Annotated in this window: 26 protein-coding genes and 1 pseudogene; 7 read left to right on the plus strand and 20 right to left on the minus strand. The window is 43.1% G+C overall.

What is annotated here, in order from left to right:
- Window positions 1-8: 8 nt before the first annotated feature.
- The 6 genes and pseudogenes from kdpA to KZC02_RS08155 all read right to left on the minus strand — a co-directional run bounded on the left by kdpA (window position 9) and on the right by KZC02_RS08155 (window position 5,159).
- A pseudogene (gene kdpA, locus KZC02_RS08130) lies at window positions 9-1,696 on the minus strand (potassium-transporting ATPase subunit KdpA).
- A gap of 48 nt (window positions 1,697-1,744) precedes the next feature.
- Window positions 1,745-1,822: a potassium-transporting ATPase subunit F gene (locus KZC02_RS33265; RefSeq protein ID WP_221394980.1), complete on the minus strand. Its 78-nt coding sequence runs from the start codon at window positions 1,820-1,822 to the stop codon at window positions 1,745-1,747.
- A 111-nt stretch (window positions 1,823-1,933) separates the two neighbouring features.
- The gene (locus tag KZC02_RS08140) at window positions 1,934-2,212 is read right to left on the minus strand and encodes a hypothetical protein (RefSeq protein WP_221393644.1); all 279 of its coding nucleotides are present in this window, start codon (window positions 2,210-2,212) and stop codon (window positions 1,934-1,936) included.
- A gap of 180 nt (window positions 2,213-2,392) precedes the next feature.
- The gene (locus KZC02_RS08145; RefSeq protein WP_221393645.1) at window positions 2,393-3,733 is read right to left on the minus strand and encodes a sigma-54 dependent transcriptional regulator; all 1,341 of its coding nucleotides are present in this window, start codon (window positions 3,731-3,733) and stop codon (window positions 2,393-2,395) included.
- Window positions 3,734-3,764: 31 nt separating this feature from the next.
- Window positions 3,765-4,670: a prohibitin family protein gene (locus KZC02_RS08150; RefSeq protein WP_221393646.1), complete on the minus strand. Its 906-nt coding sequence runs from the start codon at window positions 4,668-4,670 to the stop codon at window positions 3,765-3,767.
- Between the two features lie 219 nt (window positions 4,671-4,889).
- Entirely contained in the window at window positions 4,890-5,159 is a 270-nt protein-coding gene (locus KZC02_RS08155) for a hypothetical protein (RefSeq protein ID WP_221393647.1), read from the minus strand.
- Window positions 5,160-5,717: 558 nt separating this feature from the next.
- Between KZC02_RS08155 and KZC02_RS08160 the strand changes: the two genes are divergently transcribed.
- Entirely contained in the window at window positions 5,718-6,830 is a 1,113-nt protein-coding gene (locus KZC02_RS08160) for an amidohydrolase family protein (protein WP_221393648.1), read from the plus strand.
- Window positions 6,831-7,169: 339 nt separating this feature from the next.
- On the opposite strand, the gene KZC02_RS08165 is transcribed toward KZC02_RS08160, so the two are convergent.
- The 5 genes from KZC02_RS08165 to KZC02_RS08185 form a co-directional block, all read right to left on the minus strand.
- Complete coding sequence (locus KZC02_RS08165) at window positions 7,170-7,799, minus strand: pyridoxamine 5'-phosphate oxidase family protein (protein WP_221393649.1); 630 nt, start codon at window positions 7,797-7,799, stop codon at window positions 7,170-7,172.
- A gap of 54 nt (window positions 7,800-7,853) precedes the next feature.
- Window positions 7,854-8,027 carry a hypothetical protein gene (locus KZC02_RS08170; RefSeq protein WP_221393650.1) on the minus strand — a complete coding sequence of 58 codons (174 nt, stop codon included), beginning with the start codon at window positions 8,025-8,027 and terminating at the stop codon, window positions 7,854-7,856.
- A gap of 44 nt (window positions 8,028-8,071) precedes the next feature.
- Window positions 8,072-8,629: a TetR/AcrR family transcriptional regulator gene (locus KZC02_RS08175; protein ID WP_221393651.1), complete on the minus strand. Its 558-nt coding sequence runs from the start codon at window positions 8,627-8,629 to the stop codon at window positions 8,072-8,074.
- 207 nt (window positions 8,630-8,836) lie between these two features.
- Entirely contained in the window at window positions 8,837-9,643 is an 807-nt protein-coding gene (locus KZC02_RS08180) for an AraC family transcriptional regulator (protein WP_221393652.1), read from the minus strand.
- A 4-nt stretch (window positions 9,644-9,647) separates the two neighbouring features.
- Entirely contained in the window at window positions 9,648-10,637 is a 990-nt protein-coding gene (locus KZC02_RS08185) for an aldehyde reductase (protein ID WP_221393653.1), read from the minus strand.
- A gap of 380 nt (window positions 10,638-11,017) precedes the next feature.
- Between KZC02_RS08185 and KZC02_RS08190 the strand changes: the two genes are divergently transcribed.
- The 5 genes from KZC02_RS08190 to KZC02_RS08210 all read left to right on the plus strand — a co-directional run bounded on the left by KZC02_RS08190 (window position 11,018) and on the right by KZC02_RS08210 (window position 15,409).
- A complete protein-coding gene (locus KZC02_RS08190) occupies window positions 11,018-11,986 on the plus strand; it encodes an SDR family NAD(P)-dependent oxidoreductase (protein ID WP_221393654.1) in 969 nt (322 codons plus the stop codon).
- Between the two features lie 97 nt (window positions 11,987-12,083).
- Window positions 12,084-13,013 (plus strand): AraC family transcriptional regulator, encoded by a 930-nt coding sequence (locus tag KZC02_RS08195; protein ID WP_221393655.1) that lies wholly within the window; start codon window positions 12,084-12,086, stop codon window positions 13,011-13,013.
- Window positions 13,014-13,298: 285 nt separating this feature from the next.
- The gene (locus KZC02_RS08200; RefSeq protein ID WP_221393656.1) at window positions 13,299-14,111 is read left to right on the plus strand and encodes an oxidoreductase; all 813 of its coding nucleotides are present in this window, start codon (window positions 13,299-13,301) and stop codon (window positions 14,109-14,111) included.
- 15 nt (window positions 14,112-14,126) lie between these two features.
- Complete coding sequence (locus tag KZC02_RS08205) at window positions 14,127-14,948, plus strand: AraC family transcriptional regulator (RefSeq protein ID WP_221393657.1); 822 nt, start codon at window positions 14,127-14,129, stop codon at window positions 14,946-14,948.
- A 35-nt stretch (window positions 14,949-14,983) separates the two neighbouring features.
- A complete protein-coding gene (locus KZC02_RS08210; protein WP_221393658.1) occupies window positions 14,984-15,409 on the plus strand; it encodes a hypothetical protein in 426 nt (141 codons plus the stop codon).
- A 236-nt stretch (window positions 15,410-15,645) separates the two neighbouring features.
- Here the strand turns inward: KZC02_RS08210 and KZC02_RS33270 are convergent, their stop codons facing one another.
- Window positions 15,646-15,951: a winged helix-turn-helix transcriptional regulator gene (locus KZC02_RS33270; protein ID WP_409014253.1), complete on the minus strand. Its 306-nt coding sequence runs from the start codon at window positions 15,949-15,951 to the stop codon at window positions 15,646-15,648.
- Here KZC02_RS33270 and KZC02_RS08220 point away from each other — a divergent pair.
- Window positions 15,936-16,301: an NADPH-dependent F420 reductase gene (locus KZC02_RS08220; RefSeq protein WP_221393660.1), complete on the plus strand. Its 366-nt coding sequence runs from the start codon at window positions 15,936-15,938 to the stop codon at window positions 16,299-16,301. The two genes, KZC02_RS33270 and KZC02_RS08220, sit on opposite strands and share 16 nt — an antisense overlap.
- A 522-nt stretch (window positions 16,302-16,823) precedes the next feature.
- On the opposite strand, the gene KZC02_RS08225 is transcribed toward KZC02_RS08220, so the two are convergent.
- The 8 genes from KZC02_RS08225 to KZC02_RS08260 all read right to left on the minus strand — a co-directional run bounded on the left by KZC02_RS08225 (window position 16,824) and on the right by KZC02_RS08260 (window position 23,939).
- On the minus strand, window positions 16,824-17,051 hold the full coding sequence (locus KZC02_RS08225; RefSeq protein WP_221393661.1) for a hypothetical protein: 228 nt from the start codon (window positions 17,049-17,051) through the stop codon (window positions 16,824-16,826).
- A 108-nt stretch (window positions 17,052-17,159) separates the two neighbouring features.
- A complete protein-coding gene (locus tag KZC02_RS08230) occupies window positions 17,160-20,705 on the minus strand; it encodes a DNRLRE domain-containing protein (protein WP_221393662.1) in 3,546 nt (1,181 codons plus the stop codon).
- Window positions 20,706-20,757: 52 nt separating this feature from the next.
- Complete coding sequence (locus tag KZC02_RS08235; protein WP_221393663.1) at window positions 20,758-20,904, minus strand: hypothetical protein; 147 nt, start codon at window positions 20,902-20,904, stop codon at window positions 20,758-20,760.
- A 25-nt stretch (window positions 20,905-20,929) separates the two neighbouring features.
- The gene (locus KZC02_RS08240) at window positions 20,930-21,604 is read right to left on the minus strand and encodes a universal stress protein (RefSeq protein ID WP_221393664.1); all 675 of its coding nucleotides are present in this window, start codon (window positions 21,602-21,604) and stop codon (window positions 20,930-20,932) included.
- A 564-nt stretch (window positions 21,605-22,168) separates the two neighbouring features.
- Window positions 22,169-22,633: a MarR family winged helix-turn-helix transcriptional regulator gene (locus tag KZC02_RS08245; protein WP_221393665.1), complete on the minus strand. Its 465-nt coding sequence runs from the start codon at window positions 22,631-22,633 to the stop codon at window positions 22,169-22,171.
- Complete coding sequence (locus KZC02_RS08250; protein ID WP_221393666.1) at window positions 22,617-23,063, minus strand: EVE domain-containing protein; 447 nt, start codon at window positions 23,061-23,063, stop codon at window positions 22,617-22,619. Before KZC02_RS08250 ends, KZC02_RS08245 begins: the two co-directional genes overlap by 17 nt.
- Window positions 23,064-23,068: 5 nt before the next feature.
- Window positions 23,069-23,434: a VOC family protein gene (locus KZC02_RS08255; protein ID WP_221393667.1), complete on the minus strand. Its 366-nt coding sequence runs from the start codon at window positions 23,432-23,434 to the stop codon at window positions 23,069-23,071.
- A gap of 274 nt (window positions 23,435-23,708) precedes the next feature.
- Entirely contained in the window at window positions 23,709-23,939 is a 231-nt protein-coding gene (locus KZC02_RS08260) for a hypothetical protein (protein ID WP_221393668.1), read from the minus strand.
- Window positions 23,940-24,040 lie beyond the last annotated feature (101 nt).

A 24,040-nucleotide genomic window follows, 5' to 3' on the forward strand; every position in this document is an offset into this window, starting at 1 on the left:
TATCGCTGTTAACGCATGCTGAAATATTCGGCAATTGGACCCAGTGTAAGAGCAGGGAAGAATGACAGCGCGGTAATGATCACAATCACTGCCAGTACCATGATCCCGAATGTGCCTGAATCCGTGCGCAGCGTACCTGCACTTTCAGGGATGAATTTCTTGTTGGCCATCAGGCCTGCAATCGCAACGGGACCTATGATTGGAAGGAAACGGGAAAGAATAAGAACAAAACCCGTTGTAATATTCCACCAGGGATTATTATCGCCTAAGCCTTCAAAACCACTTCCATTATTGGCTGACGATGAGGTATATTCGTAGAGCATTTCGCTGAAACCGTGGAAGCCCGGATTATTTAAGTTAGGTGATGTAATTTCCGGAAAGGATGCTGCCAATGCGGTTCCTGCCAGAATCAACAACGGATGAAACAGCGCAACGATCATTGCAATCTTCATTTCTCTGGCTTCTATCTTCTTACCTAAAAACTCCGGAGTCCTTCCCACCATCAGCCCGCTAATAAATACAGCGAGGATAATAAAGACAAAGAAGTTAAGAATTCCGGCACCACATCCTCCGTAAAAGGCGTTGGTCATCATGGAGAGCAGCTGCATCATGCCAGAAAGTGGCATTGTACTATCATGCATAGCATTGACAGATCCAGTTGAAATAACTGTGGTCGCTATACTCCAGAATGCAGATGCGGTACTGCCGAAGCGGACTTCCTTGCCTTCCATTGCCCCTGAACTGTTGTCAATTCCCATGGCCGTGATAGCAGGGTTACCACCATTTTCCCAGATAATGGTCGGTACCGTAAGTACTAAAAAGCCGATGGTCATGACCCCAAAGATCATCCATGCCATTTTTTTCTTCTTAAAAAGTAACCAAATGCAAAAACCATAGCCAGGGGAATGATCATCTGCGCAAACATTTCAGTCATGTTGGTCAGGTAATTGGGATTTTCCAGCGGATGGGCTGAGTTAGCACCAAAGAATCCGCCCCCATTTGTTCCCACATGTTTAATTGCCACAAAAGCCGCAACCGGCCCTGTGGAAACGCCGACTGTATCACCCTGCATGCTGACGATGGTATCTTTGCCATCAAAAGTCATTGGTGTTCCGTTAAACATCAAAATTACCGCGATCAGTACAGAAATCGGAAACAATATACGTGTACAGGATTTCAGGAAAAGATCATAAAAATTACCCAGCTTATCAGTCGTACGGTCTTTAAGTGCGATAAACAGTACTGCGGCTGCTGCCAGACCAACGGCCGCTGTTACAAACTGCAAAAACATCAGAAACAGCTGCGAAAGATAACTTACACCGGACTCCCCAGAATAATGCTGTAAATTACAGTTCACTACAAAAGATATACTGGTGTTAAAGGCCAGATCCGCAGTTTGATTAGGATTTCCATCCGGGTTAAGTGGTAACCAGCTTTGATTCATCAGCACGAGCATGCCGAGCAAAAACCATACAAAGTTAATGGTTAACAGCGCATACATATGCTGTTTCCAGTTCATTTCCGCTTTCGCATCAATTCCGCTTAACCAGTAAAACATTTTTTCAATGGGATTGAAAACGGGGTCAAGAAATGTCTTCTCTCCTGCATAAACTTTTGCGATGTACTTACCGAACGGGATTGCGAGGGCAACCGTCAGGGCAAACATGGCAATGATTCCTAATAATTCAGTGTTCATTTTTTTAGTTTTTTAATTCGATCGGGATAAATCGAAAATTTATTCGGATTAAAATTTTTCAGGTTTGATCAGCACATAACAGATGTAGCCAAAAACACCGATTGCAATAATGAATAGAGCTGCCATGGTGTTAGATTTTTTCGAAGAATTGAACGGTTTTGTAAAAAAGCAGGAAGCACAAACTGCCGGCTGCCACTAAGAGGATTGTCATCATTGGATATGGTGTTAAATTGATTATTAAAACGCATTGATTTGTTTGATATATTCTTTTTGAAGGCCGATGGGAAGAAGCGTATGAACATTATAATGATGCAGCTCTAAAAGCGTCGAAACATCGTATACATACACATTGGACACCGCATTCCTGGATCGGTAGTCGCCATTTAAAAATAGCTTTTCTGCTGACTCAAGAAGTCTTTTGGCACGGACCATCTTGCCAGCTAAAACCATCGTTACAGTAAGCTCAGCCATCCGCTGCATTTGATTGTAAACACTATCGTTATTACCCTTTTTCATTGTTTGCTCATTTATATCTGTCAGGGTTTATACCAAACGTGTTCCTCGTTAGCCAGATAATTTATAATGTGCTGATTAATAGATAATTACTTATTTTAATGTTGTTTTTTAAATAAAAAAGACCCTATCAATATGATAGGGTCTTATCAAAATGGATGGATGTCAGAAGGTTTATGTTCTTTAAAATCTGATCCCGTACTCTTCAATCTTTCGGTATAATGTAGCAATCCCGATTTCAAGCAGCCTGGCGGTTTCGGCTTTGTTTCCTTTGCTATAATTGAGCACTTTCTGGATATGCAGCTTTTCAACACTTTCCAAAGAGAACGCTGACAGTTGCGGGCTTTTAACAGGTACAGACTGCTGCACTTCAAAAGGAAGGCTTTCAGGTTCCAATATTCCGTCACTGATAATAACGGCTCTTTCAATCACATTTTTGAGCTCGCGGATATTTCCCCGCCATTCGTAGGTTTCAAGCCTTTTTAGAAATTCCCTGGAGTATTTCAGATCCTTTTTATTGGTTTGCTCCGCAAAATGACTGGCAAAATACGTGGCCAGGACAGAGATATCCTTTACCCTTTCCCGCAGCGGAGGAATCTGCACCTGAAAAACGTTTAACCGGAAATACAGGTCTGACCGGAACCGCTTCTGTTCCGATTCCATTTTTAAATCCCTGTTTGTGGCCGCGATCAGCCGGAAATTGGATCTGACTGGTTTGGTATCACCCAGTTTAATGAATTCATGCGTTTCGAGTACCCTGAGCAGTTTGGCCTGGAGTTCCAGTGGCAGCTCCCCGATCTCATCCAGAAACAATGTGCCGTTATGCGCTTCCTCCAGCAGTCCTTTTTTGTCTTTGGCAGCACCCGTAAAAGCACCTTGTTTGTATCCAAACAACTCACTTTCCAGAATTTCCCGGCTGAAAGTACTGCAATTCAGCGCTACCAGGTTTTTATCCGCCCTGCCGCTGCCGTAATGGATCGCCTGTGCAAAAACTTCTTTTCCGGTGCCTGTTTCACCGGTTAACAGTACGGGTGCCTCAGTGGGTGCTACCTTTTTTGCCAGTTCTACCGCTTTTAAAAAAGACGCCGATTTACCTATAATGGCATCAAAAGAGAACCTTTTAGATACAATACTCTCAAGCCTGTGCAATTTCTTTTGCAGATGTGCCTTTTCTACGGCCCTGTTAAGCAACGGGATAATTTTATCATTATCGTTTCCTTTTACGATATAATCCATGGCACCATTTTTAATGGCCTGCACACCATCTGCAATATTGCCGTATGCGGTCAAAAGAATGATTTCAGCCAGCGGGTTTTTGGCCCTTAGAAGCGGGATCATCTCCACACCGTTGCCATCCGGCAGTTTTACGTCGCAGAGAACTGCATCGATTTCCTGGTTTTCGATCAGTTTCATGGCAGACCTGTTATCGGCCGCTTCCAGGACCTCATAGCTTTCTGCCTTAATTATTCTGGATAATAAACTGCGAAGTTTATCTTCATCGTCAATGATCAATACTGTTTTCAATTCTGGTGTGTTTTCTGATTAAGATACTTCTCTACTTTTCATTCAGGATCAAGGGAACACTTCCTTTGCCACCCAGTACTACGATTTTGGCATTCGAAGATGCGGCCAGTTCTTTCTGGGCTTTGATGCTTTCGTATTGCAGCTGACGGTCTGTCAGGCTAAGGGCAATGATGGTCTGATAATCAGCAATACCCCTTGCTTCAACGCGCTTACGTTCGGCTTCCTGTTTTTCCTTTTGCAGTACAAACTCCATTTTCTGTGCATCCTGCTCAGCGTTAATCTTGGATTCAATGGTCTTCTTGACCGATTCAGGCAAGTTGATATTGCGGATCAGGAGCTGTTCGAGGATCAGCCCGCGGCTTTTAAAATCTTTGTCAATGGTCTGATAGATCCGGCTTTGAAACTCGTCTCTTTTCCTGGAATACAGTGCGACTGCATCATAGTAGACGGCGTTGTCGCGGATGCGGGTCCGGGTGACCGGTCTGACAATTTTATCCTTATAATCCGCCCCAATACCTTTGTAGATGGCAGGCGCCTTATCAGGCATGATCTTGTACAAAACAGTCAGGTCGATCACAACTTCCAGCCCGTCAGCTGATAGCACCCGGATCGCATCATCGCCCTTGATCTCACCTTCACTATGCTGGGCAGACATGGTGTAATTCTGGGTCTTGGTATCAAATATGGTAACTTCGGCGAGCGGGTTTACAAAGTGGAGCCCGTTTTCAAGTACATCCGGGCTTACCTTTCCAAAAAGTGACTGGACACCAATCGTGCCAGCATCAATCTGCCGGATGCCAGAAGAAAGAATGCCAAGAATAGCGAAAGCAGCGCCTGTAATTGTTAACACAGGGGCATAACGCGATATATTGAACGGAGATTTAGAGAAAGCAAAACCAGCAAAGGCTATCAGGATTCCAATTGTAATAAAAAACATGGCTCATTAAGTTAAAATTTACTTTGAGTTGAAAGACTAACTCGATGCGACTAAACCTGTGCCCTGAATTTAATCAACAATCCATGATTTTATAAACTTATATCATTCAATTACTTATAAGTTTTTTTACGGATGTTCTGAAAGTATAGATAAAAATCTGGCCTATCATATTGATAAGGATTTATCATTATGATAGGCCAGAAAAATGTTGGATAAAAGCTATATATACACCCTGCTCATTCTGATCTGATCGTTTGCCTTGATGACCAGAGGCACTTTTTCGGCCTTCACAGAACTGTTGTCCAAACCAAAACCCTGAGATTCAGAATTGGTAACACTTTTGGCGGCAAAATAGAATTTCATGATAAACTCTTCATGCCATGGATGATTGTTGTAAACAGACAGGTAACGTTCCGGTACCACAAAAGGACATGCTTTTGGACAATCAACAGTGGCTATTTTCAGCGCCAGTATCCGGTAGCGACCCAATTTCTAATGCAAAATTGGTGGAACCATCAATACATAATTAGAGCCCAATAAAGAACAGCCGCTAAAAGTTTTTGTCCGCTTATTTAGTTTTGCTTTCGAAGACATATCAACATTTACATACAACACCGCTGGGGCTTGCCACTCAAAAAATTTATCCTCAGATACAAAACGGACCTGTTTAAATCCCGGTTGCTAAAAATGGATATTCTGATACTGGTACCTTAACCTCACTGCACCGAAAAATCATTAAATTAGAAGAGGTTCTTCGATCGGCAATATTATATATTTTATTCAGGCACCTCTTAAAATTAAAAACAAAGGTAACGAAAGTAATAACATGTTATTTAATATAAAATCTTGTCAATTACTTCAATTTTAGTAAATTTTCTCAATAAAGATAGCTTTTTGAAAGAAATTTTAAAGATAAACACAAGAAAACGAAAGTTTTCGGATTTTTTGAACATATTTGTCCCATGAAGGTTTAACAAAGCTATTACCAGCCCCTTACACAGGCTGACGGGTGAAAAACCTGATGATAATTCAAACCAGAAATTCCCTATGCCAATTTTACCAGACCCTAAAAAACTGGCCTGCCTGCTCGCCATTTGCCTTGTTTCTGCATTCACATTGAAAGCGCAGGAAAAAGGTGCATTGAAACTGATCGACTGGAAGCCTAAATCACAACTGGTTGTTGCACGGCATGAAGTCCTTAAACCCAGGTTTGCAGTGATCGACTTTCACAACCATCTTGGAAAACTGGACGATACTGAAAAATATATCGAAGAAATGGACAAAGCGAATGTAAGAATGGCCGTGAGCCTGGACGGGCATTCGAAGGATTTTTTCTACCGCGAGCATTTGAAAAAATCACAAAGCGTTCCCGGTGACCGGTTTATGGTATTTTTTGCACCGGAATGGGACCGCATTGACGAAGCGAATTTTGGCATTAATGAAGCAAAACGGCTCGAAGAAGCAGTAAAATTGGGTGCCAGAGGGGTCAAGGTTTTTAAACAGCTGGGTCTGACCGTAAAAGACAGATCCGGAAAAGTAGTGCCGGTTGATGATCCGAGACTGGATCCGATCTGGGCGAAATGCGGCGAGCTGGGCATCCCTGTACTGATCCACGTCTCTGATCCGAAGGCTTTTTTCACCCCGCTGGACGAGCATAACGAAAGGTACGATGAGCTGGGCGTGCATCCGGATTGGTCCTTCTATGGAGATCAGTATCCTGACAAAGAAGTCATTATCCAGCAAAGAAACCGCGTTTTGGAAAAACATTCGAAAACAATCTTCGTTGGCGCACACGTTTCCAATATGCCTGAAGAACTTGGTCGCGTAGCATTGTGGCTCGACCAGTATCCAAATTTTTACACCGAGATAGGAGCCCGGATCAGCGAGTTGGGCCGGCAGCCTTATACGGCCCGGAAGTTCATGATCAAATACCAGGACCGCATTCTATTTGGTACAGACCTGACCCCAAGTTACAGTGTGTACAAAATGTACTACCGCTTTTTAGAAACGGAAGACGAATACATCGACCCTTGGGAAACCGGCCATATGCAGGGCCGCTGGATGATCTACGGGCTGCATCTTCCCGATGAAGTTTTGGAAAAAATCTATAACAAGAATGCGATGAAGTTGCTGAACCTGCCAAACAACAAACCGAAATAAACAAAGCTTATTCCAAAACAGGGTTTTACTTTTATTCCAAAATCAGGTTTGGTTTACACCTTCACTGGTGTACTTACTGAATAATGTATCGATTTTAGTCAGTTTGCCGGTAATATTTCACCGTAAAATACAACAGGATTTAGGCAGTGAAAAGAAGACCTGGCTGGCGGCACAGTTTAAGCTTCGATTGTTGTAAACCCATCCAGGTTTACCTGATAATTTGCCGGCCAGGTAAAGAAAACAGGTTTTGACCCGCATTTTTATAAAAAGCCGGGATAAGCAGGTTGGTAAAACCCATTTCACAAACTCAGTCATCACTGCCTGGTGCAAGTTTTAAAACTATACGCTATCAGCAGTTTGCTGATCTTTTTTGAGCCGGCTGACTTCTGATTCTAATTCCCTGACATGTTCCTGAAGTGGTGCCAGCATCTCGTTGATTTCTTCCGTGGTGTAACGAGGTGTGATGTACTTTGGACAGTTCCAGTCAAAGGCTATTATATGAAGCAGAACAATACGTTCCGCAATGCCTTCATAGCCCTGCGGGATGACTAAATCTGCTAAATCCGGACGTCCGGCAATTTCTACCGTTTCTGCTTCGGCATAAATCTTTAAACGTGCCTGATGCGCATAATCCATCAGGATAAGGGAAACTTTGGGATTGGTGACCGTATTGCCCACCGAAATGTATTGCCTGTTGCCACGCAAGTCCGCAAAGCCTAACGTAACCAGATCAATCGTACGAAGAAACCCCTTCTCTCCTCCTCTATGCTGGATATAGGGAAATCCATTTTCGCCGGTACTTGCAATATAACAGCTGTCGCGATTTTGAATGAAATGCTTTTCAAAGTCCGTTAGTTCGGTTTTTGAAACTTTCTCTTCGAGGTGGGCATAGGCCTTGCGGCTCCCGTATCTTTCCTGCAGCGCTTTCACTTCCGTAGTGAATGCCACAGATGCATAGTTCCGTGCCATAATGAAGTTAGTTTTAATATTTTATTTAAAATCCAATAAAACCGGCTGATGCTTTCACCTGCTGCCGGAAGCCGAAGAATCCTGTTCGGCTTCTGATTTTATACCTTCCTCCGGCAGACTCTTCCCGCTGTCACTTTTTGGTGGATTCAAATTTTCATCATTCCACATGGTATCGCCACACTCCTCATTAACAAATGGAGCTTCATCAAACAATTCATTCATTTTCATTTTTTTTAAAGTTTAATGCAGGTACCGTTTAATTCGGCCTGCTGTTATGTAAGAAAATCTGTTTTAATATCGTTTAATGCCTTCTGGAATAACTCCGGTTTCCGCATGCTCCGGGCAAGTATCAATGAACCCTGTATTTTAATGAGGGCAGACTCGCCGAGCCTTTCTGCTTCATGGGAGTCGTGGCCCAGGTCTGTTGCAAGATGGGTAAAAGCTGTTATCCACCTTTGAAACATATCATCAATTTTGTCCCTGAAAATCTCCTCAGCTGTCCCGTTTCCCATAGCACGAAGGATGCAAGCCAACCGACCGCCTTCATAAAGGATATTAATTGAATTTAGTACCGCATCCATGCGTTCAGGTGCCGGATCTGATGAAAAAAGAACTCCGGAGATTTGGCTATCACTCCATCCGCCTACATAATCAAGGACTGCATTTGCCATTCCAACCTTGCCTTCCGGGAACCGATGATACAAACTTGCCTTCTTCAGGCCTGTTGAAGCTGAAAGCTCAGCCAGGCTCGCACCATCATACCCAACCGACCGGAATACGTGCATCAGCCTTTCTATAACAATATCCGGATCAACTTTTGGGAGCGCCATATAAATCTATTTACTTACCGAACGATCGGTAAAACAATTAAGTTCCTTGGTCCGGATAGAATCTTGCTATGGTATCATTCCTCAGCAAATACAATAAAAAAGATTTTGAAAATTCGGGGCGATAATTTTATATAACTATATGAATATAAAGTTTTTATAAGATAAAATCTCGCAATAAGGACATACTGCATGATAATTTAGCCTGGCTCATTCGATGAGGAAATGCTTTGCCAGTGCAGACGGATTTACTGAGAATTGTTTTTTAAACACATAAGAAAAGTGTGAAAGGTCTTCAAAACCAAGCTCTATGTATACCTCAGATGGTGAGCGATTCTTTTCCTTAATCAAAAAATACGCTGCTTCCAGTCGTTTCTTCTGCAGCCATTTTGCAGGCGTATTTTGGTAAATCTTCCGAAAGTCGCGTTTAAATGACGACAAGCTGCGACCGGTAAGATATGCAAACTGAGACATGGGCAGATTGAATTTATAATTCTCTTCCATAAAAGCAGCAAGACCAATTTTGTGTGGCTCTTCAAAATCGAAAAGGATTTCTTTTAGCTCGGGCTGTACTTTTAAAAGTACTACCAACGCTTCAATGAGTTTACGTTCCACCGCCGGTTTTGTATCGGTGTATGTAAAACCGTCAAATGCTTCTAACGACTTGAAAAAGTGGTTGTAGAGATTGTCTTCTTTCAGAATAATTATAGGCGGAGCATCTATTTTTGTAGCTGAAACCTTGTCCTGATTTTTACTGAACTGACGCAAAGTTTCATCATTAAAAGTAATGGAGACCGATTTGAATTCACCATTTGCAGGCGGCGTTTTTGTGAACCGGGCAACCCTGTTTTTTACAGCAAGCCAAAAAGATCCCTCTCCAAAAGAGATGGTCTTTTTACCGTCATAAACCTGGAGAGAACCAGCCTGCTGGTAGCCAAAAACGAACTGACGCAACAGGTTCTCTCCATCCGTTTTAATACAGTCGTAGCAGCTTCTTTTTATGACTTGTTCTATCAAAATATCAGTTAGTTGATTTTGATTTTTCCAGTTCTGATATACTGTCAACGGAAGCCAGGATCGCTTCTTCTTTTGTTCGAGGAAACCAGTTCAAAACTTTTCCTGCCTTTTCGTTAGACAAATTTACATATAAATCAGGGGAAGTCCGGATCATTTCAGCAACAGATACGGCGATTTCACTGCGCTGCTTCTTGATTATTTGTGCTATATCATAAAAACTCATTGCACCATCCGAAGTGGCCAAAAAACGTTCGCCGGCAGCACCCGGGTGTTTCATGGCAGTGATGTGAATATCAGCAACGTCACGCACATCCACCACACCAAATGTAAACAGTGAATTTTCTTTAATATCTCCTTTCATAATCCCTTTTACCAATTCTATTGAAGCAGAGTAACTGTGTCCGAGTACAGGCCCGAATATGCCGACAGGATTGATTACGGAGAGCTCCAGATCGCCACCTTCGCTCCTGACAAAATCCCAGGCAGCAAGTTCGGCAACCGTCTTGGACCTGATGTAGGGTGCAATGGGTGCCAGCGGGTCGGTCCAGTCTGTTTCTGTAAATATATGGTTTGTTTTGTCGATACTATATCCAATCGCAGCAAATGACGAGGTCAGCACAACCCTTTTTACTCCGGCGTTTCTTGCTGCTTTCAATACCCGCAGCGCCCCGTCTCTCGCTGGAATAATCAGTTCATTTTCGTCTTTGGGGGTACTTGCAGGAAACGGTGAGGCAACATGGAGCACATAGACGCAATTTTTGACAGCGTCTGCCCAGCCTCTGTCGTCGTTGAGATCCGCTTCAAAAAAAGTGAGATTCTCCGTATTCACTGCCCCTGCTGCCCGAATTTTTTTCAGTAGTTCGCCCTTTTTATGCATAGAGCGGATGGTTGTCTTCACGTTATAACCCGCCCTTAATAATTGTAGTATGCAGTAACTTCCTACATATCCTGAGCCGCCTGTTACCAGCACGGTCTCCTTTTCTGTTTGCTTCATCTTTTGCTTTATAATATGAGAATACAAATTTCCTGAAATTTGTATTACAGGACTTTGTTGTAAAGCCCAAACACCGTTTAATTAAAGTGCATGTATTACACGTTCTGCCCTTGCATTTCCCATTCATTAATATTGGGGTAAACTAAAAAAATGGAGACTTTATCCTGTAATATAAACAACTTTAAAGAGGAACATTCTTCTGCCCGGAGCGACCTGATGTACCGGTGTAGGTTCATCCAACAGCATGTTTATGAAGCAACATCTTCATTTTGCCTACATAAAACCTCAATCAGCTTAAAACTTACAGGCTTTACAAGGCGAATTTTGTATTGCAATTAATACAGGTTTTAAAAACCATTTAAAAATTTAAACGAATTGATATGCCTACAATCCTTATCACAGGCGGACACAGCGGTATCGGCATCGAATGCTGCAAAATTCTCGCCTCGACATATAATTACAATCTGATCCTGGCAGGCCGCAGCCCAGGGCCGATGGAGAACTTTGCAAAGGAACTGATCAAATCCTATGGAGTAAAGGTAAGTGTACTGGCTATGGATACTTCATCTTTGACTTCTGTAAGGTCAGGTGCCCTGTACTGCCGGGAAATGATAGAAAAGGGAGAAGTTGATAAATTGCAAGCAATCATCTGTAATGCGGGTGTCCGGTTAGGCGGGGCACCAACCTATACTGTTGATGGTTATGAAGAAACCCTTGCAACAAATTATCTGGGACATGTGCTATTGTTAGAATTGCTTCTAGATTGCATGGCAGATAACGGCCGGATTGTTTTTACTGCCAGTGGTACGCACGACCCTGATACAGCAGACGGAAAAATGATGGGTATTGCCGATGGACATGACGCAATTGGACTTGCAAATACAGGCAAAGATGGAGCAAAACCCGTTTCCAGAGGAAAGCTCTATGCGACTTCGAAGTTGTATATGATACTTTATGCCTACGAACTGGATAGGCGTCTGCGAAAAGCAGGCTCTCTGATCTCATCCATAGCTTTTGACCCCGGAGCTACATCCGGAACCGGATTTTTGAGGAACATGCCAAAGCCTGTGCAGTGGCTGGCGGGCAGTGCATTTATGTCATGGGTGATGAAAAAGAGTGGAGTGACTATTGGCGATATTAAATTTTCGGGAGAATGTCTTGCCAGGGTCACTGCCGACCCCGAATATGCCAGCGGTTCAGGAAAATATTTCCAGACTAACGACGGCAAATTGACAGAAAGGCGGTCTTCCAAATTGTCCTATGACGAGCAGAGGGCTGTGAAATTATGGAAAGATACCAAATCGCTTATCCATATACAGCCAAATGAAGGGTCTGTAAAACTCCGCTGACCCGTTTAGGACATCACAGTAACCAGCCTGATTAAAAGATCTTTAAGAAAAAATCACTTGCCCGCCAATTCAAAGTTCATAGTATTAAATTTGTAAGATGAAAGAGAAAGATAACGGCCATCTTCAATTGAAATCTTTATCAGATGTGCACAGGGCATTTGGCCTGCCGATGCCCGTGCATCCCCTGATTAGCCTGATCGATGGCGCTACAAGCGAGATCCTCCTGAACAAACTGCATATTTTCCCAAATCCGCATGTGCTGAAATTTTATAAAATTTCTTATAAAACAGCACACACCACAAAGTTACGCTACGGCCAGTCTGAATATGATTTTGGGGAAGGTGGTCTGTTGTTTGCAGCGCCAAACCAGGTCATTGGGAGCGTTGATGGTTACAATATCAACGATAAATCTCCATATACTTTGCTCATCCATCCGGACTTTTTTCTAACCTATCCCCTGGCCAGGAAGATTAAAACCTATGGTTTTTTTTCCTATTCCGCCAATGAAGCGCTTCATTTATCTGATCGGGAGAAGAAAACGATCATGTCGATTTTCGGCATCATTGAGGAAGAATTGGATAGCCGGATTGATGAGTTTAGCCAGGACGTTGTTATTGCGCAGATTGAGCTGCTGCTCACTTATGCAAACCGTTTTTATAAGCGCCAGTTCATTACAAGAAAGGCAGTAAGTAACGACATTTATCAAAAGATGGAGCAAATTCTGGACGATTATTTTGCTGAGAAGTCACTGGACCAGGGAATACCAACAGTTCTTTATCTATCTAACATGCTTAACCTGTCACCTAGTTACCTTAGTGACCTCTTACGTTCACTTACCGGCCAAAATGCCCAGCAACATATCCATAACAAGCTCATAGAAATGGCAAAGGAAAAACTTTCCACTACCAGTTTATCGATCAGTGAAATTGCATACGAATTAGGTTTTGGGCATCCGCAGTCATTCAGTACTTTATTCAAAACGAAAACGCGTTTAACGCCATTAGCATTCAGAAAGTCCTTTAATTAATAGTCTTCCTTGATATTGACACGAAAATTTTTTATTGTACTCTTCAAATACATATGCATCAATACAAAACAGGCATTGCATATTTGTAAAGAAAATGCGCCGATTAACGAGTTACCTTTATCCTAAACGAAGGCCATAAAAACAATATCAGACAGAAAAGCCGCAAAACCAGGCCAATCCGTGCTATCCGAACTCCTGGACGTTTCAAGACAACCCTTTGGACGTCTCACGAAACCTGCGCGGACACGCAATGACTAACTTTGCTTAATAAAAATTACAATAATTATGGCAAAGACAGTTTTGGTTACAGGGGCTTCGGCAGGAATTGGAAGAGCAACGGCGATTTTATTAGCACAAAGCGGCTACAATGTTTACGGTGCGGCACGCCGGACAGAAAAAATGGAGGACCTGGAAAATTACGGCATTAAACCTATCGCATTAGACGTTACAAAAGATGAAAGTGTTATGGCTTGTGTTGACCGGATTTTCAAGGAAGCTGGTGGCATTGACGTATTGGTAAACAATGCAGGTTTCGGTTCGTACGGTGCGATCGAAGATGTAGCCATGCAGGATGCAAAATATCAGTTGGAAGTAAACGTATTTGGTGCCATGCATTTAACGCAATTAGTGCTGCCTAAAATGCGACAAAATAACTATGGCAAAGTCGTAAATATTTCTTCGGTTGGCGGTAAAATCGCGTTTCCGTTTGGCGGTTGGTATCACGCAAGTAAATTTGCGATTGAAGCATTGAGCGATGCCATGCGATCAGAAGTTAAACAGTTCGGTATTGACGTCATAGTGATTGAACCGGGCGGCACAAAATCAGAATGGGGAGACATTGCTGTTGAAAGCTTAATGCGCGTTTCGGGTCAAACAGCATACAGAGAATTGGTGGCAGCTGTTCAAAAATCATTTACACAAATGGCAGGTAATGTTCCCGGGCCGATTGTGATTGCGAAATTGATTAAAGAAAGTATTGAAGCAAAAAAACCGAAAACCAGGTATGTTGGCGGTTATATGGCCAAACCGATGTTGTTCTTACGAAAAATTTTGTCTGATAAAATGTTGGAGAGAATAATCATGAGCCAGGTAAAATAAAGTATCTTGATCGTTATGCAACCAGAGCAAATTAACCCGAACATAATCTTGTATGCTTGTGAAAGCGAAACACATTTCGACCACGATCCTTTTGTATACGAACATTATTTTGGCATAATCACTTCGGGAAGTGCAGATCATTATACGGACAAAGGTGTTGTAAACTATCCGACAGGTTCCTTGTGTTTGATTAGAAGAAACCAATTGCTCAAAGTAATAAAGAAACCAGACGGACAAAAGCCATTTGCGACTATCACTGTGTTCTTAGAACAAAAAACATTGGAAAAATACAGTTTGGAACATGACGTAAAACCAAACGGAATTTATACTGGTGAGCCCATTCTGATATTAGAAAATGACGCTTTTATGAAAGGGTATTTCGAATCGCTCATGCCGTATTTTGACCAACCCGAAAAGCTGACACCAATATTGACCCAAGCAAAAACTACCGAAGTGATTGCGTTATTGCTTCGCAATCCTGTGTTGAAGAATTTTCTGTTTGATTTCAGTGAACCAAATAAGATTGATCTGGAGGCGTATATGTACAGACATTTTTCATACAATGTTCCGTTGGTACAATTTGCAAAACTGACAGGAAGAAGTCTTTCTTCATTCAAACGGGATTTTGTAAAAATCTTCGATGCAACACCTGAAAAATGGTTACAAAAACAACGATTAGAACAAGCACATTTTTTGATCACACAAAAGGACAAACGCCCATCTGATATTTATCTGGAATTAGGTTTTGAAACCTTGTCGCACTTTTCTTACACTTTCAAAAAACAATTTGGACACACACCGACAGAATCACAAAACACTTCAAGGGTGAACAAGTAACCACGTCAAATTTTGTTCAACATAAGGTAAAAATCATGAAAACATCGATCATTAACCATCAAGCGGTTGTATTGACCGAAGATACTATACCGGAGAATACTCCTTTTATAATGCTTAACCTTCTTCGTTTTAAAACAAAAGCTTATTATGCCAGCGAACAAGACCACGCTCCTTGTTCTGGTCAGGAAGCCTATTTAAGTCGATATATCCCTGCTTTCAATAAGGCTGCTATTGCTGAGGATGTAGCCGATATCCAAATAAACTTCATTGGATCTGTCGTGGGTCATCTGGTTTCTCCAACTGACGAGCACTGGGACATCGTTGCCCTGGTAGAATACCCCAGTTTTGCGGCTTTCCGGAAAATAAGCGAAAGCCGCATTTATATGGAAGAAGCGGAGCATCACCGAGTGGCTGCCTTAGAAGATTGGCGATTAATAGCAACGGTAAAAGCTGCCTTATAACCAGATGGGAAAACAGTTCGGATGATCAGTTATAGTAACTGACCTTATTAAAAAATATGGTACTAAAATCATCGTCTGAATACAAGTTCCAGATTACTTTGTAAATAAAATATCATTTTGATTTCCCTTTTTATAATAAAGTATTTCCCAATCCCTGGCTCTGCGTGAATGGCATATTCAGTGATCGCATTAACAACGGTAACGGGATTGATATTCCCAGCCGTGCGGGTGATCATTTAGTTTCCTTCCAGGTCCTGTAATTCCTTCAACAATACCTTTGGTGATATTCCGGTGGTTGGTTCTTGCGGGTCTCTAAAGCGCATTTCTCCGAAGTCGTTAAGTTTTAGCAGAATGCAGAATATCCACTTACCGCAAAACAACTGCATAGCCTCGTTAAGTCCTGGCATACGTTTCCTCATAGGCACCGTTCCCGGGGTATATCTAACTTTCCCGGTAAAATAGTTACTTTCCTTTTGGTAACGAATAACAAATATATAGTTTCTATAAAATAGTTTTGTTGTAAAAAATGAAACTAAAAACATTCGGAATTATAGGTGCAGGATTGGTGGGGGAAGCCCTTGCGACACAATTAAATAAAGTGGGTCATAGCGTGAAGGTAGCCAATTCCAGAGGGCCGCATACCCTGCAAACATTTGAAATGAATACCGGGGCCAAAGCCGTGGATCTAAGTGAGGTGGTCTCAGAAGTGGACGTGCTTATCCTTGCTGTTCCCCTTAAAAACGTTGCTGGTTTACGCGAGGCGATCTTCGGTCTACCCGCAGAAGCTATAGTGCTGGATGCCTGTAATTATTATGCCTGGAGAGATGGCCAGATATATGTCGATCAAATTTTACCAGCCGCAATTGGCATGTTCCGGATTTTTACAATTTAATACAGTCCAATGAAAGTTCAATGTATGCAAAAAGCTTGCAAGCGATTGCTTTGACGCATTTTAGCAAAGCAACCCGCCTTCATAAATGTACATTTTAACCAACGTGGCTAATGCAGAACTTAAACAAAAACAGCACAAATTTCTTTCAAAACAGCTTGATTTTTGTAACTTCAGGCATACAAGAAAAAAACTATACCGCGCGGATTTCCATGGTTTAAGCAAGAGTTAGCATATAATTTTTGTCATATAAATATGTTAGAGGCGAACCCCAGGCTGCTGCCCACCCTTGTCAAACACCTACCTCAAAATTGTACTTTATTACACAAATTCAAATAATCTCAAAGATATGAGCGGCGACCCGCGTCGCCCATTACACCTCGCCGCCAGGAAGAACCTGCGGAGAGAAAAATCTGTCACGATCTCGCGGAACCACTATTTCTATTGGACCATATTTACTTTTAACTTGCTTACGAACTTAAGCATACCTGCTATTTGTAAAATGACTGCTGTTGGAAGCATGCTTCATAGCCTAAGTGCTGATTCAAAATTCTCGAAGAAAATGAACTGCTGTGTTGATGCACCATAGCAAAGCAGAGAAACTGGCTGAAAGGAAAAATCCTTAGCAGTTGCAAATGTCCTTTCCTGAGAAAAATCATTTTGTGTAAAACAAATTTCACCCGCTACGTTTGCGAGGATAAAAATCCTGACAAATTGATCTAAAACAGTCCTTGAGAACGATAAAAGTGACATTTTGCATAGGTCAGCTGCCTATGATAAATATTCCGATATGGGAAATTTGCAAGGATAAAATTATCCGGCATTGCAACAGGTATTATAGCCGCTGCAATGCCGGACAACTCACTCGGTAATCAGCAGTTTTACAGCTTCGTCCTGCACAGCAGAATGGATATTGAGTATATATATGCCTGGTGGAAGATGAAGCGGAGAAAGATCTGCTCGAAGTATATTTTCTTCACCAACAGCATTGACAGGATAGGAATTGCCAGACAGGCCAGTTAGACAAAGGTTTACCTTACCGCGGTGGAGCACCGAAACTTCTACTGTCAGCTGTTTTGAGGCCGGGTTAGGATACACCAGCGTAGATACCGGCCCATCATCTGCCACCACTTTATCATCCTGTATTCCCGACCGTGCAGCAGGTGCCGCTGTCTGAAGTATGACCAGCTCAGGCGGATTTGCAGTATTTTCACGGCTGTTAAAGCTCAGCAGACTGTTCTGACTGGTGGCGTTGGTCAATAAAAAACTAACCGTTCCGTCACCTGTCAAATGCGACTGTACAAAGGAAGTCACATCAATTTCATAATATCTGGCCGTATTGTTCACATTGACCGAGCCCAGTGCCGATCCGGAACCGGCCGGTGCATTGGCCCAACTAATGCCTGTTTCTGTCCAATCACTATTGTCTACGCCATATGCCGATACACTGACGCCCGTGCTGTTCTGGATGTTTGAGCCGTATAAGCGCAGTCTGGCAGAGCCGACCTGGGTAATACCGGCCAGTGGGAATTTCAGGTACGTTTTGCGCTGATAGGACGGCAGGCTGCCTGCCTTGACTTCCAGCGTGCCTGCGGTTCCGTAGTTAACAGATTCATTGGGAATATTACGCACCATTGCGTCGGCCACAGGTTCCAGTTTCGCTTCCGTGGCAACCACTTCTATGGCGGCAATGATCGGGTTGTCGGCAGCTCCGGAAAGAAAGTCGATATCGAGCATGCCGTCCGTAACAGTGATAGTAAAAGTTTCAGTTCCGGCCCGCAACGCACCACCTGTTTTGCTATAAATATCGTAATCTGTCAGCTTCCGGCTGCCCTCAATATTGACATGGAATCTGCGTTTACCGGCACCAGCCGGACCTCCCCTTCCGGCTACGCCCCAGTAGATTTCGGCAAAATGCAGCACCACTTGCATTTTGCCATTTTGCACAGGGATCCGGTAGCTGAATGCAGGCCCCCAGAGCTGGTTTCTATACAGCTCATCATCGGTGCTACCGGCAATATCATTGTCAGTTACCGAAGTATGGGTACTTCCATCATAGTACTGGTCTTTCAAATACAGGTGGTTTTGGGAACCCATAAAATAATCACCCCCGCTGTTAATCCGCAGCGCAACCGGCCTGACTGCCGGTGCATCCGAGAGGCCAAAGCCTGAAGTCCCCGAAAAACCGCCCCCAAAAACAGCACTGAATCCGTAGCTGGAGTTTAGCGCCCAACTGATCACGGCTTCGGCCACAGAAGTGGAAGGCAGGTTACCTGTACCAATGCCACCCTGGCTACGGCCCATCGATTTGATATTGGTTCCGTTAAAAACAGGCAGTTCAGTCCCTTTGTAATACAGCGTCATTTCATACTGACCCTCAGCAGCGTCATTGGCAGGCGTTACTTTAAAAGTTTTTTTTGTAATATGATAAGGATTGAACCAATCTGTTTCGTTTGCCCCTGCCCGGTCGATGGACACTGCCGTACAGCCGTAGTCATGGCTGGACAGGTTTTTGATCTTTGCTATCAGCTTTTCACTGGCCGGGTCATAGAAATAAGCTGTTGCATTCGGACCCAGATACTGTGTGTCGGTAGTGATGGCAGATGCCGCCTCACTGATAATAGTGCCCGTGACCAGTATATTATCAATCGACCATCCACCGAAAAACGCCCACCCGTCGGAATAGAAAGCTTTGAGCCGGAACCTGAGCTTCATGTTCCGGCTGGCATATCTGGCAGGGATCGAGACCTGCCTGCGGAATGATTTGTACCGTGGAGCTCCGGGAACTGTTGACCCGCTTACGGTATGTATTGTTTGCCACCGTGACCCGTCCCACACATCTATATGTCCCCCATTATCCATAATCCCGTCTAAATTCTCATTATAGGCCAGGGTGATTGCAGACATACCGAAAGAGTCAAACACAGGACCTTCAACTGTTTTTTCCAGCGTATCACTTGTTTTTTCCTGCGGATTCTTCACTATAAACTCTACCTGATCCCCGAAAATACATAAAAAGGGAGTATTATCGCCCATATCATAATACCACTGGCTGCCATTGAGTCTCCAACGATATACAGAATCTTCATTGGCAGACCCGCTCCATCCAGGCGGAAGTTGCGGGCCACTTCGCGGGCCGGAATATGCCAGCCTGTACTGGTTGAAACCTTCGGAGAACAGCACGGTATTTCTGATTCCGGGTATAAAATCATCGTCCGCAATGAGCACGGTATGCTGCTGGTTGTAATTCTCCCGGAAGGCATCACCGCCGGCAGGGCTGCTCAAAGTATAACCCAGTATGATCGTTTCATTACCTTCTGCATGTGGATCATTGTTGATGCGCACCTTGATGTCCTGGGAAAGTTTGCCTGCCTGCAGCGTAAAGCTGGCCGGGGTAATGCTGTAATCAGCCGCACTGCCGCGTTTGGCCATCCCGGCTGTCGTCATCGTGACGGTCACCGGCTGGGAAGGGGCAGCATTGATCCTGACTGTAACATTTTTTTCTGCATATCTGATGCATCCGTCCGGCGCAGGCCTGGCAATGTTCGCTTCTCCTTCGCTGACAATTGTCGAATCCAAAGCAAATTGCACCGTCGGCGCTACCGAACAGGTATATACGCGTACATCGTCCACATACCAGCCCTGAAGGGCACTGCCACAGCCCTCTTCAGTACCTATCTCCCAGCGCAGCCGGATCGCCTGGCCGGCTTGCAGCCCCAGAGCTGTCAGGTCAACGCGGCTCTGGCCCCAGCCGCTGCCTGTGCTTTTTACGTCAGGGTTGGTAAAAGCAGGCTCGGTAAATAAAGAGTTATAGCTAAACTCAGTCATCATATTCATGATATAGCCGTTGTTGATGAAGGCTGATGCAGGCAGCAGCTTCCAGTCCCCATTATTAATCTGGTATTTCAGATTGCCGCCATCAATATTGCTTTCCAGATCAAAAAAATGCTCAAAGGACAGCGTGAACGGACCGATTGAATTGCCGGGTATGGTTATTGCAGGACTGGTAAGTCTCATTAAACCTGGTCCATAGGAATCACCACAGTCTTCGCTTGCAAAATCCACTGCAAATGCAGCCTTACCTGTTCTTCCGGCAGGGATTGTATCGGTAACGACCCAGTCACGGGGCAGCCAGGCAGGCTCGTCCGGATACCCAACATTTGAAACAGTCCATGCGCCCAGGCCCGATTCGAAATTCTCAAAGAAGATAGCACGTTCGGCGGATGCACCGTAACAGAGCGGAGGGACTGGTTGAAAAACCGGGTTGGCAGCGGTCCTGGCCGTTTTTACAGCAGAGCCATTCTGTGCAAAGCAGGCCCCGTATGCCAGAAAAAAGAAAGTTAATGTTCTGAATGCGCCTTTCAAAAAATCGACCGGAAAGGTTACGGAAAAAGTAATATTTTTCATCGTTGAGCGGTTAAAGTGAAACACAAATTCGGAGAAAAGCAATAACAAAATCTTAATTCTGATGTTCGGAAACCAAAGTCCAGACCGCTTCATATGCGTGTTTAGCAACAACTTCTGCTCCACTGCCCACGAATAAATGGGTAAGCCCCCGGTGAACTTCCGTCGCCATCGCAATAATACAATGATCAAATTCGGACACAAATCTTAATATTCCCTGCTGAATATCAGGGATCCGACGAACATGAATTTTGTAATTTATCCAGCTGATAAAATTTAGCAAAATTATCCGTTGCCATGGTGGTTTCGTTGTCAATTGTTGTGACATCAGAACTGCGGATAAAATGTAAACGGACAGTTGCACCAAAAAATGTCTGAAGCGTTTTCAGCTTCGCGATCAGCCTCCGTTGTGTTAAATCCAGTTTTGCCGGAAACACTATGTCCTTTATTTTGGAAACAGGCATAGCCTGATGAACAGTAAAAACCGGGACCGGTGCATTACGGACAATTTTTTCAGTATTTGACCCAATGCGCAGTTCTCTCAGGCTCGCAGCACCTTTAGTTCCCATTACGATCAGGTCACTGTTTAGCTCTTCAATTGTTTTTACTATAGTTTGGTGCAATTCCCACTGCTCAACTAAAAGCTGTAACGGAACGCCTTGCGGATAGTCCTGAATTAATTCATTAAAATCTTTTTTTGTACCTTCTGTCAGATCTGCCGGTGTGGCTCCGGAGTCAACATAATAAGGCTGTGCATAGGTACTGCTGTCAAAAAAAAGTGCCAGGTCAACCACATGTAAAACGACCAGTTCTCCTTCGTTCGCAATAGCAATATCCCACGCAAATTTATAAGCCTGCCTGGCTTCTTCAGAAAAACCACAGGGTACCTGTATTTTTTTCATAATCACTAAAATTTTAGAATTTGATAATACCATAACAGTATGTTCAATTTTAATGATACCAAAATAATTGTAATTAAATCCTAATATAATGATAGTTTTTGCTCAAAGAAAAAGACTTTTGACATAAGTAAATATTCCGATGAAATTACTCCACGATTCCGTTGTAAAGTTCTTGTTCACAGACTTCAATCTTAGTCTGCAATCCGCAAATTTTTAGATTAGCCTTTTCAAGTTACTTTGTTAAGTCCTGCACCTGTTTGGCCAAAATCCGTGTTTTTGAACTTTCAGTCATATCACTGATGGTTTCATCGGCCAACTCGTTTAGCTTTATATTAAACGAAGAAAAATCAGTTATCCATAAACTAAGTGTATTTCGACTCAGACCATATTTTTTTGCACATGCTCCTTGCCCAATTAATCCCTAATTTACTTCCTGTACAATCTTCCTTTTTTCCCTTTCGCTTAAACGCTCATAAGGTTTTCGATTTTTGAGTGTAACTTTTTTCTCTTGTGCTTTCATCCTGAGCTGCTTTTATGTAAAGCTATATCAGAACAATACATTATTTAAATTTCTTTGGTATTCTGTTCAATAAGTGTTGCCATTGTTGAATTAAATGTCGTCAAATCTGCCTCCAATTTGTGAAAAAAATCCATATCTGCATTTTCCACACAGATAATGGCTTTTTGCAGTACCATTTCTCCATCCGGGGTCAGTTTGATAGTCTTCGCCCTGGTATCAGTCGGGTGCTCTTGGCGGGTGATGAATTTCTTCTCTTCCAGTGTCCTCAATACCTTTGATACCATCATTCGGTCCGCATTGCCCTGATTGGCTATATCGACCTGTGTAACCTTATCACTATCCCTGGATAACCAGGCTAGCGCACAGAGCAGTGCGAACTGGGTATGCGTCAGGTCTAACGGATCTAAAACACGCTTTTGTTTCCTCTGCCACAACATGGTCAGCTGGCCCAAAAGATAACCCGGACTATCTTCGGGTTTTTTAAAATGAAACTCAATTTTTTGAGACATAATCGTTTTGCAGCATTTGTGAAGAAATCAGTTCAAAGTCATGCCTGTCGATCTCGAGAAGGCCAAAACGGAATTGATAACCCCAGTTTTTCTTGTTATGGATAAAATTCAGTCCGGAGATTAATGGCAAAATAGAAACATCTTTACCTGGCAGAAATTCAATATTACGTCTTGATGGGCAGAAGTCGCCGGACGCCCGGAACTGATAGATTTCGTCATCCATCACCTTTCCTATGCCGGTAAATTCCTGACAAACCTCGGGCCTTCCCAGGAAATGCTTTCCTGAATAATAGATAATGAAATCATCTTTACGCATCCTTTTCAAAGGCGAAACCTTTCCGTGGCAGGCCTGGGCAATTCCCTGCAAAAGCGCACTTTTGACGTGGTCTTTCGATGCCACGATGATCCAGAATTTTGTATCCCCGTTCATATCGATTAGAGTGTCTTCAGAAAGGTGATGTTGTATCCGTCGGGGTCTCTGGCAATAAGGATTTTCCCAAAAGGTGTTTCCTGGACCGGCCCTAAAAGCGTCACATTCCTGGCTAATAACCTGGTTCGCAAATCCTCTATTTCTTCATCGATTGCGAACCAGAGTGAGGTACCGATTCCGAGTTCTTTTCCTTCCAGGTTGCCAATGGGCGTTCTGATAGCAAAACTTGCCTCACCCTTGTTGTATCTGAATACACAGGCCTGTGGGTTGGGAATTCCTGCTTGCTCAAACCCTAGCTTTGAGGTGTAAAATTCTTTGGAGGCTTCAAGATCCCGAACCTGAAGGGATGCAAATTCTAATTTTCTCATCATAAATATGTTTTTGTTGTCGCAAATATAATATACACGACATATATATCCTAAAATTTTTTCAATCAACTTTTTCTATAAATGGATTAAGGCTAATGTTAAGGATATAATAGTTCAGCCAACTAACTTAACCCCATGGTTTTCATCTATTTTTAAAGCTTTTAGTTAACGAGTTTTGCAATTTCTTTTTCAAGCTCCTTTTCACCTGTCTCTCTATCATTGCCCATATTACCAATGACAGTGTGACGAGTAAGAGCGCCAAATGTTTCCAGGATATTTACCGGATCGTGAGGAAAATGTTGCGGATCTCAATACTACCCCCACACTGATCACTTCTATGGTTTGAACTTTCTGCTGAAAACTGGTTTGGCAGATAACCAAAGGCTGCATGCAGTTCGACTCCTTCAAAACCAGCCTCAATTGCGTTGATCGCCGCTTGTTTGTAATTCTGTATGATTTGCACGATTTCTTCTGGTTTCGGTGCTTCCGGTGTTTCATAGTCCGGCATCCCGGTTCTCTATTAAGTGACCTTGTTCCAAAAACTCAATCCCAATTACTCCCTCTGACGTCACCGGAATTCCCTTAAACGTCATTTTTATCCTGACCGGG

Origin of the sequence: Dyadobacter sp. NIV53, from assembly GCF_019711195.1 — a bacterium.
In the GTDB taxonomy this organism is placed as follows: Bacteria; Bacteroidota; Bacteroidia; order Cytophagales; family Spirosomataceae; genus Dyadobacter.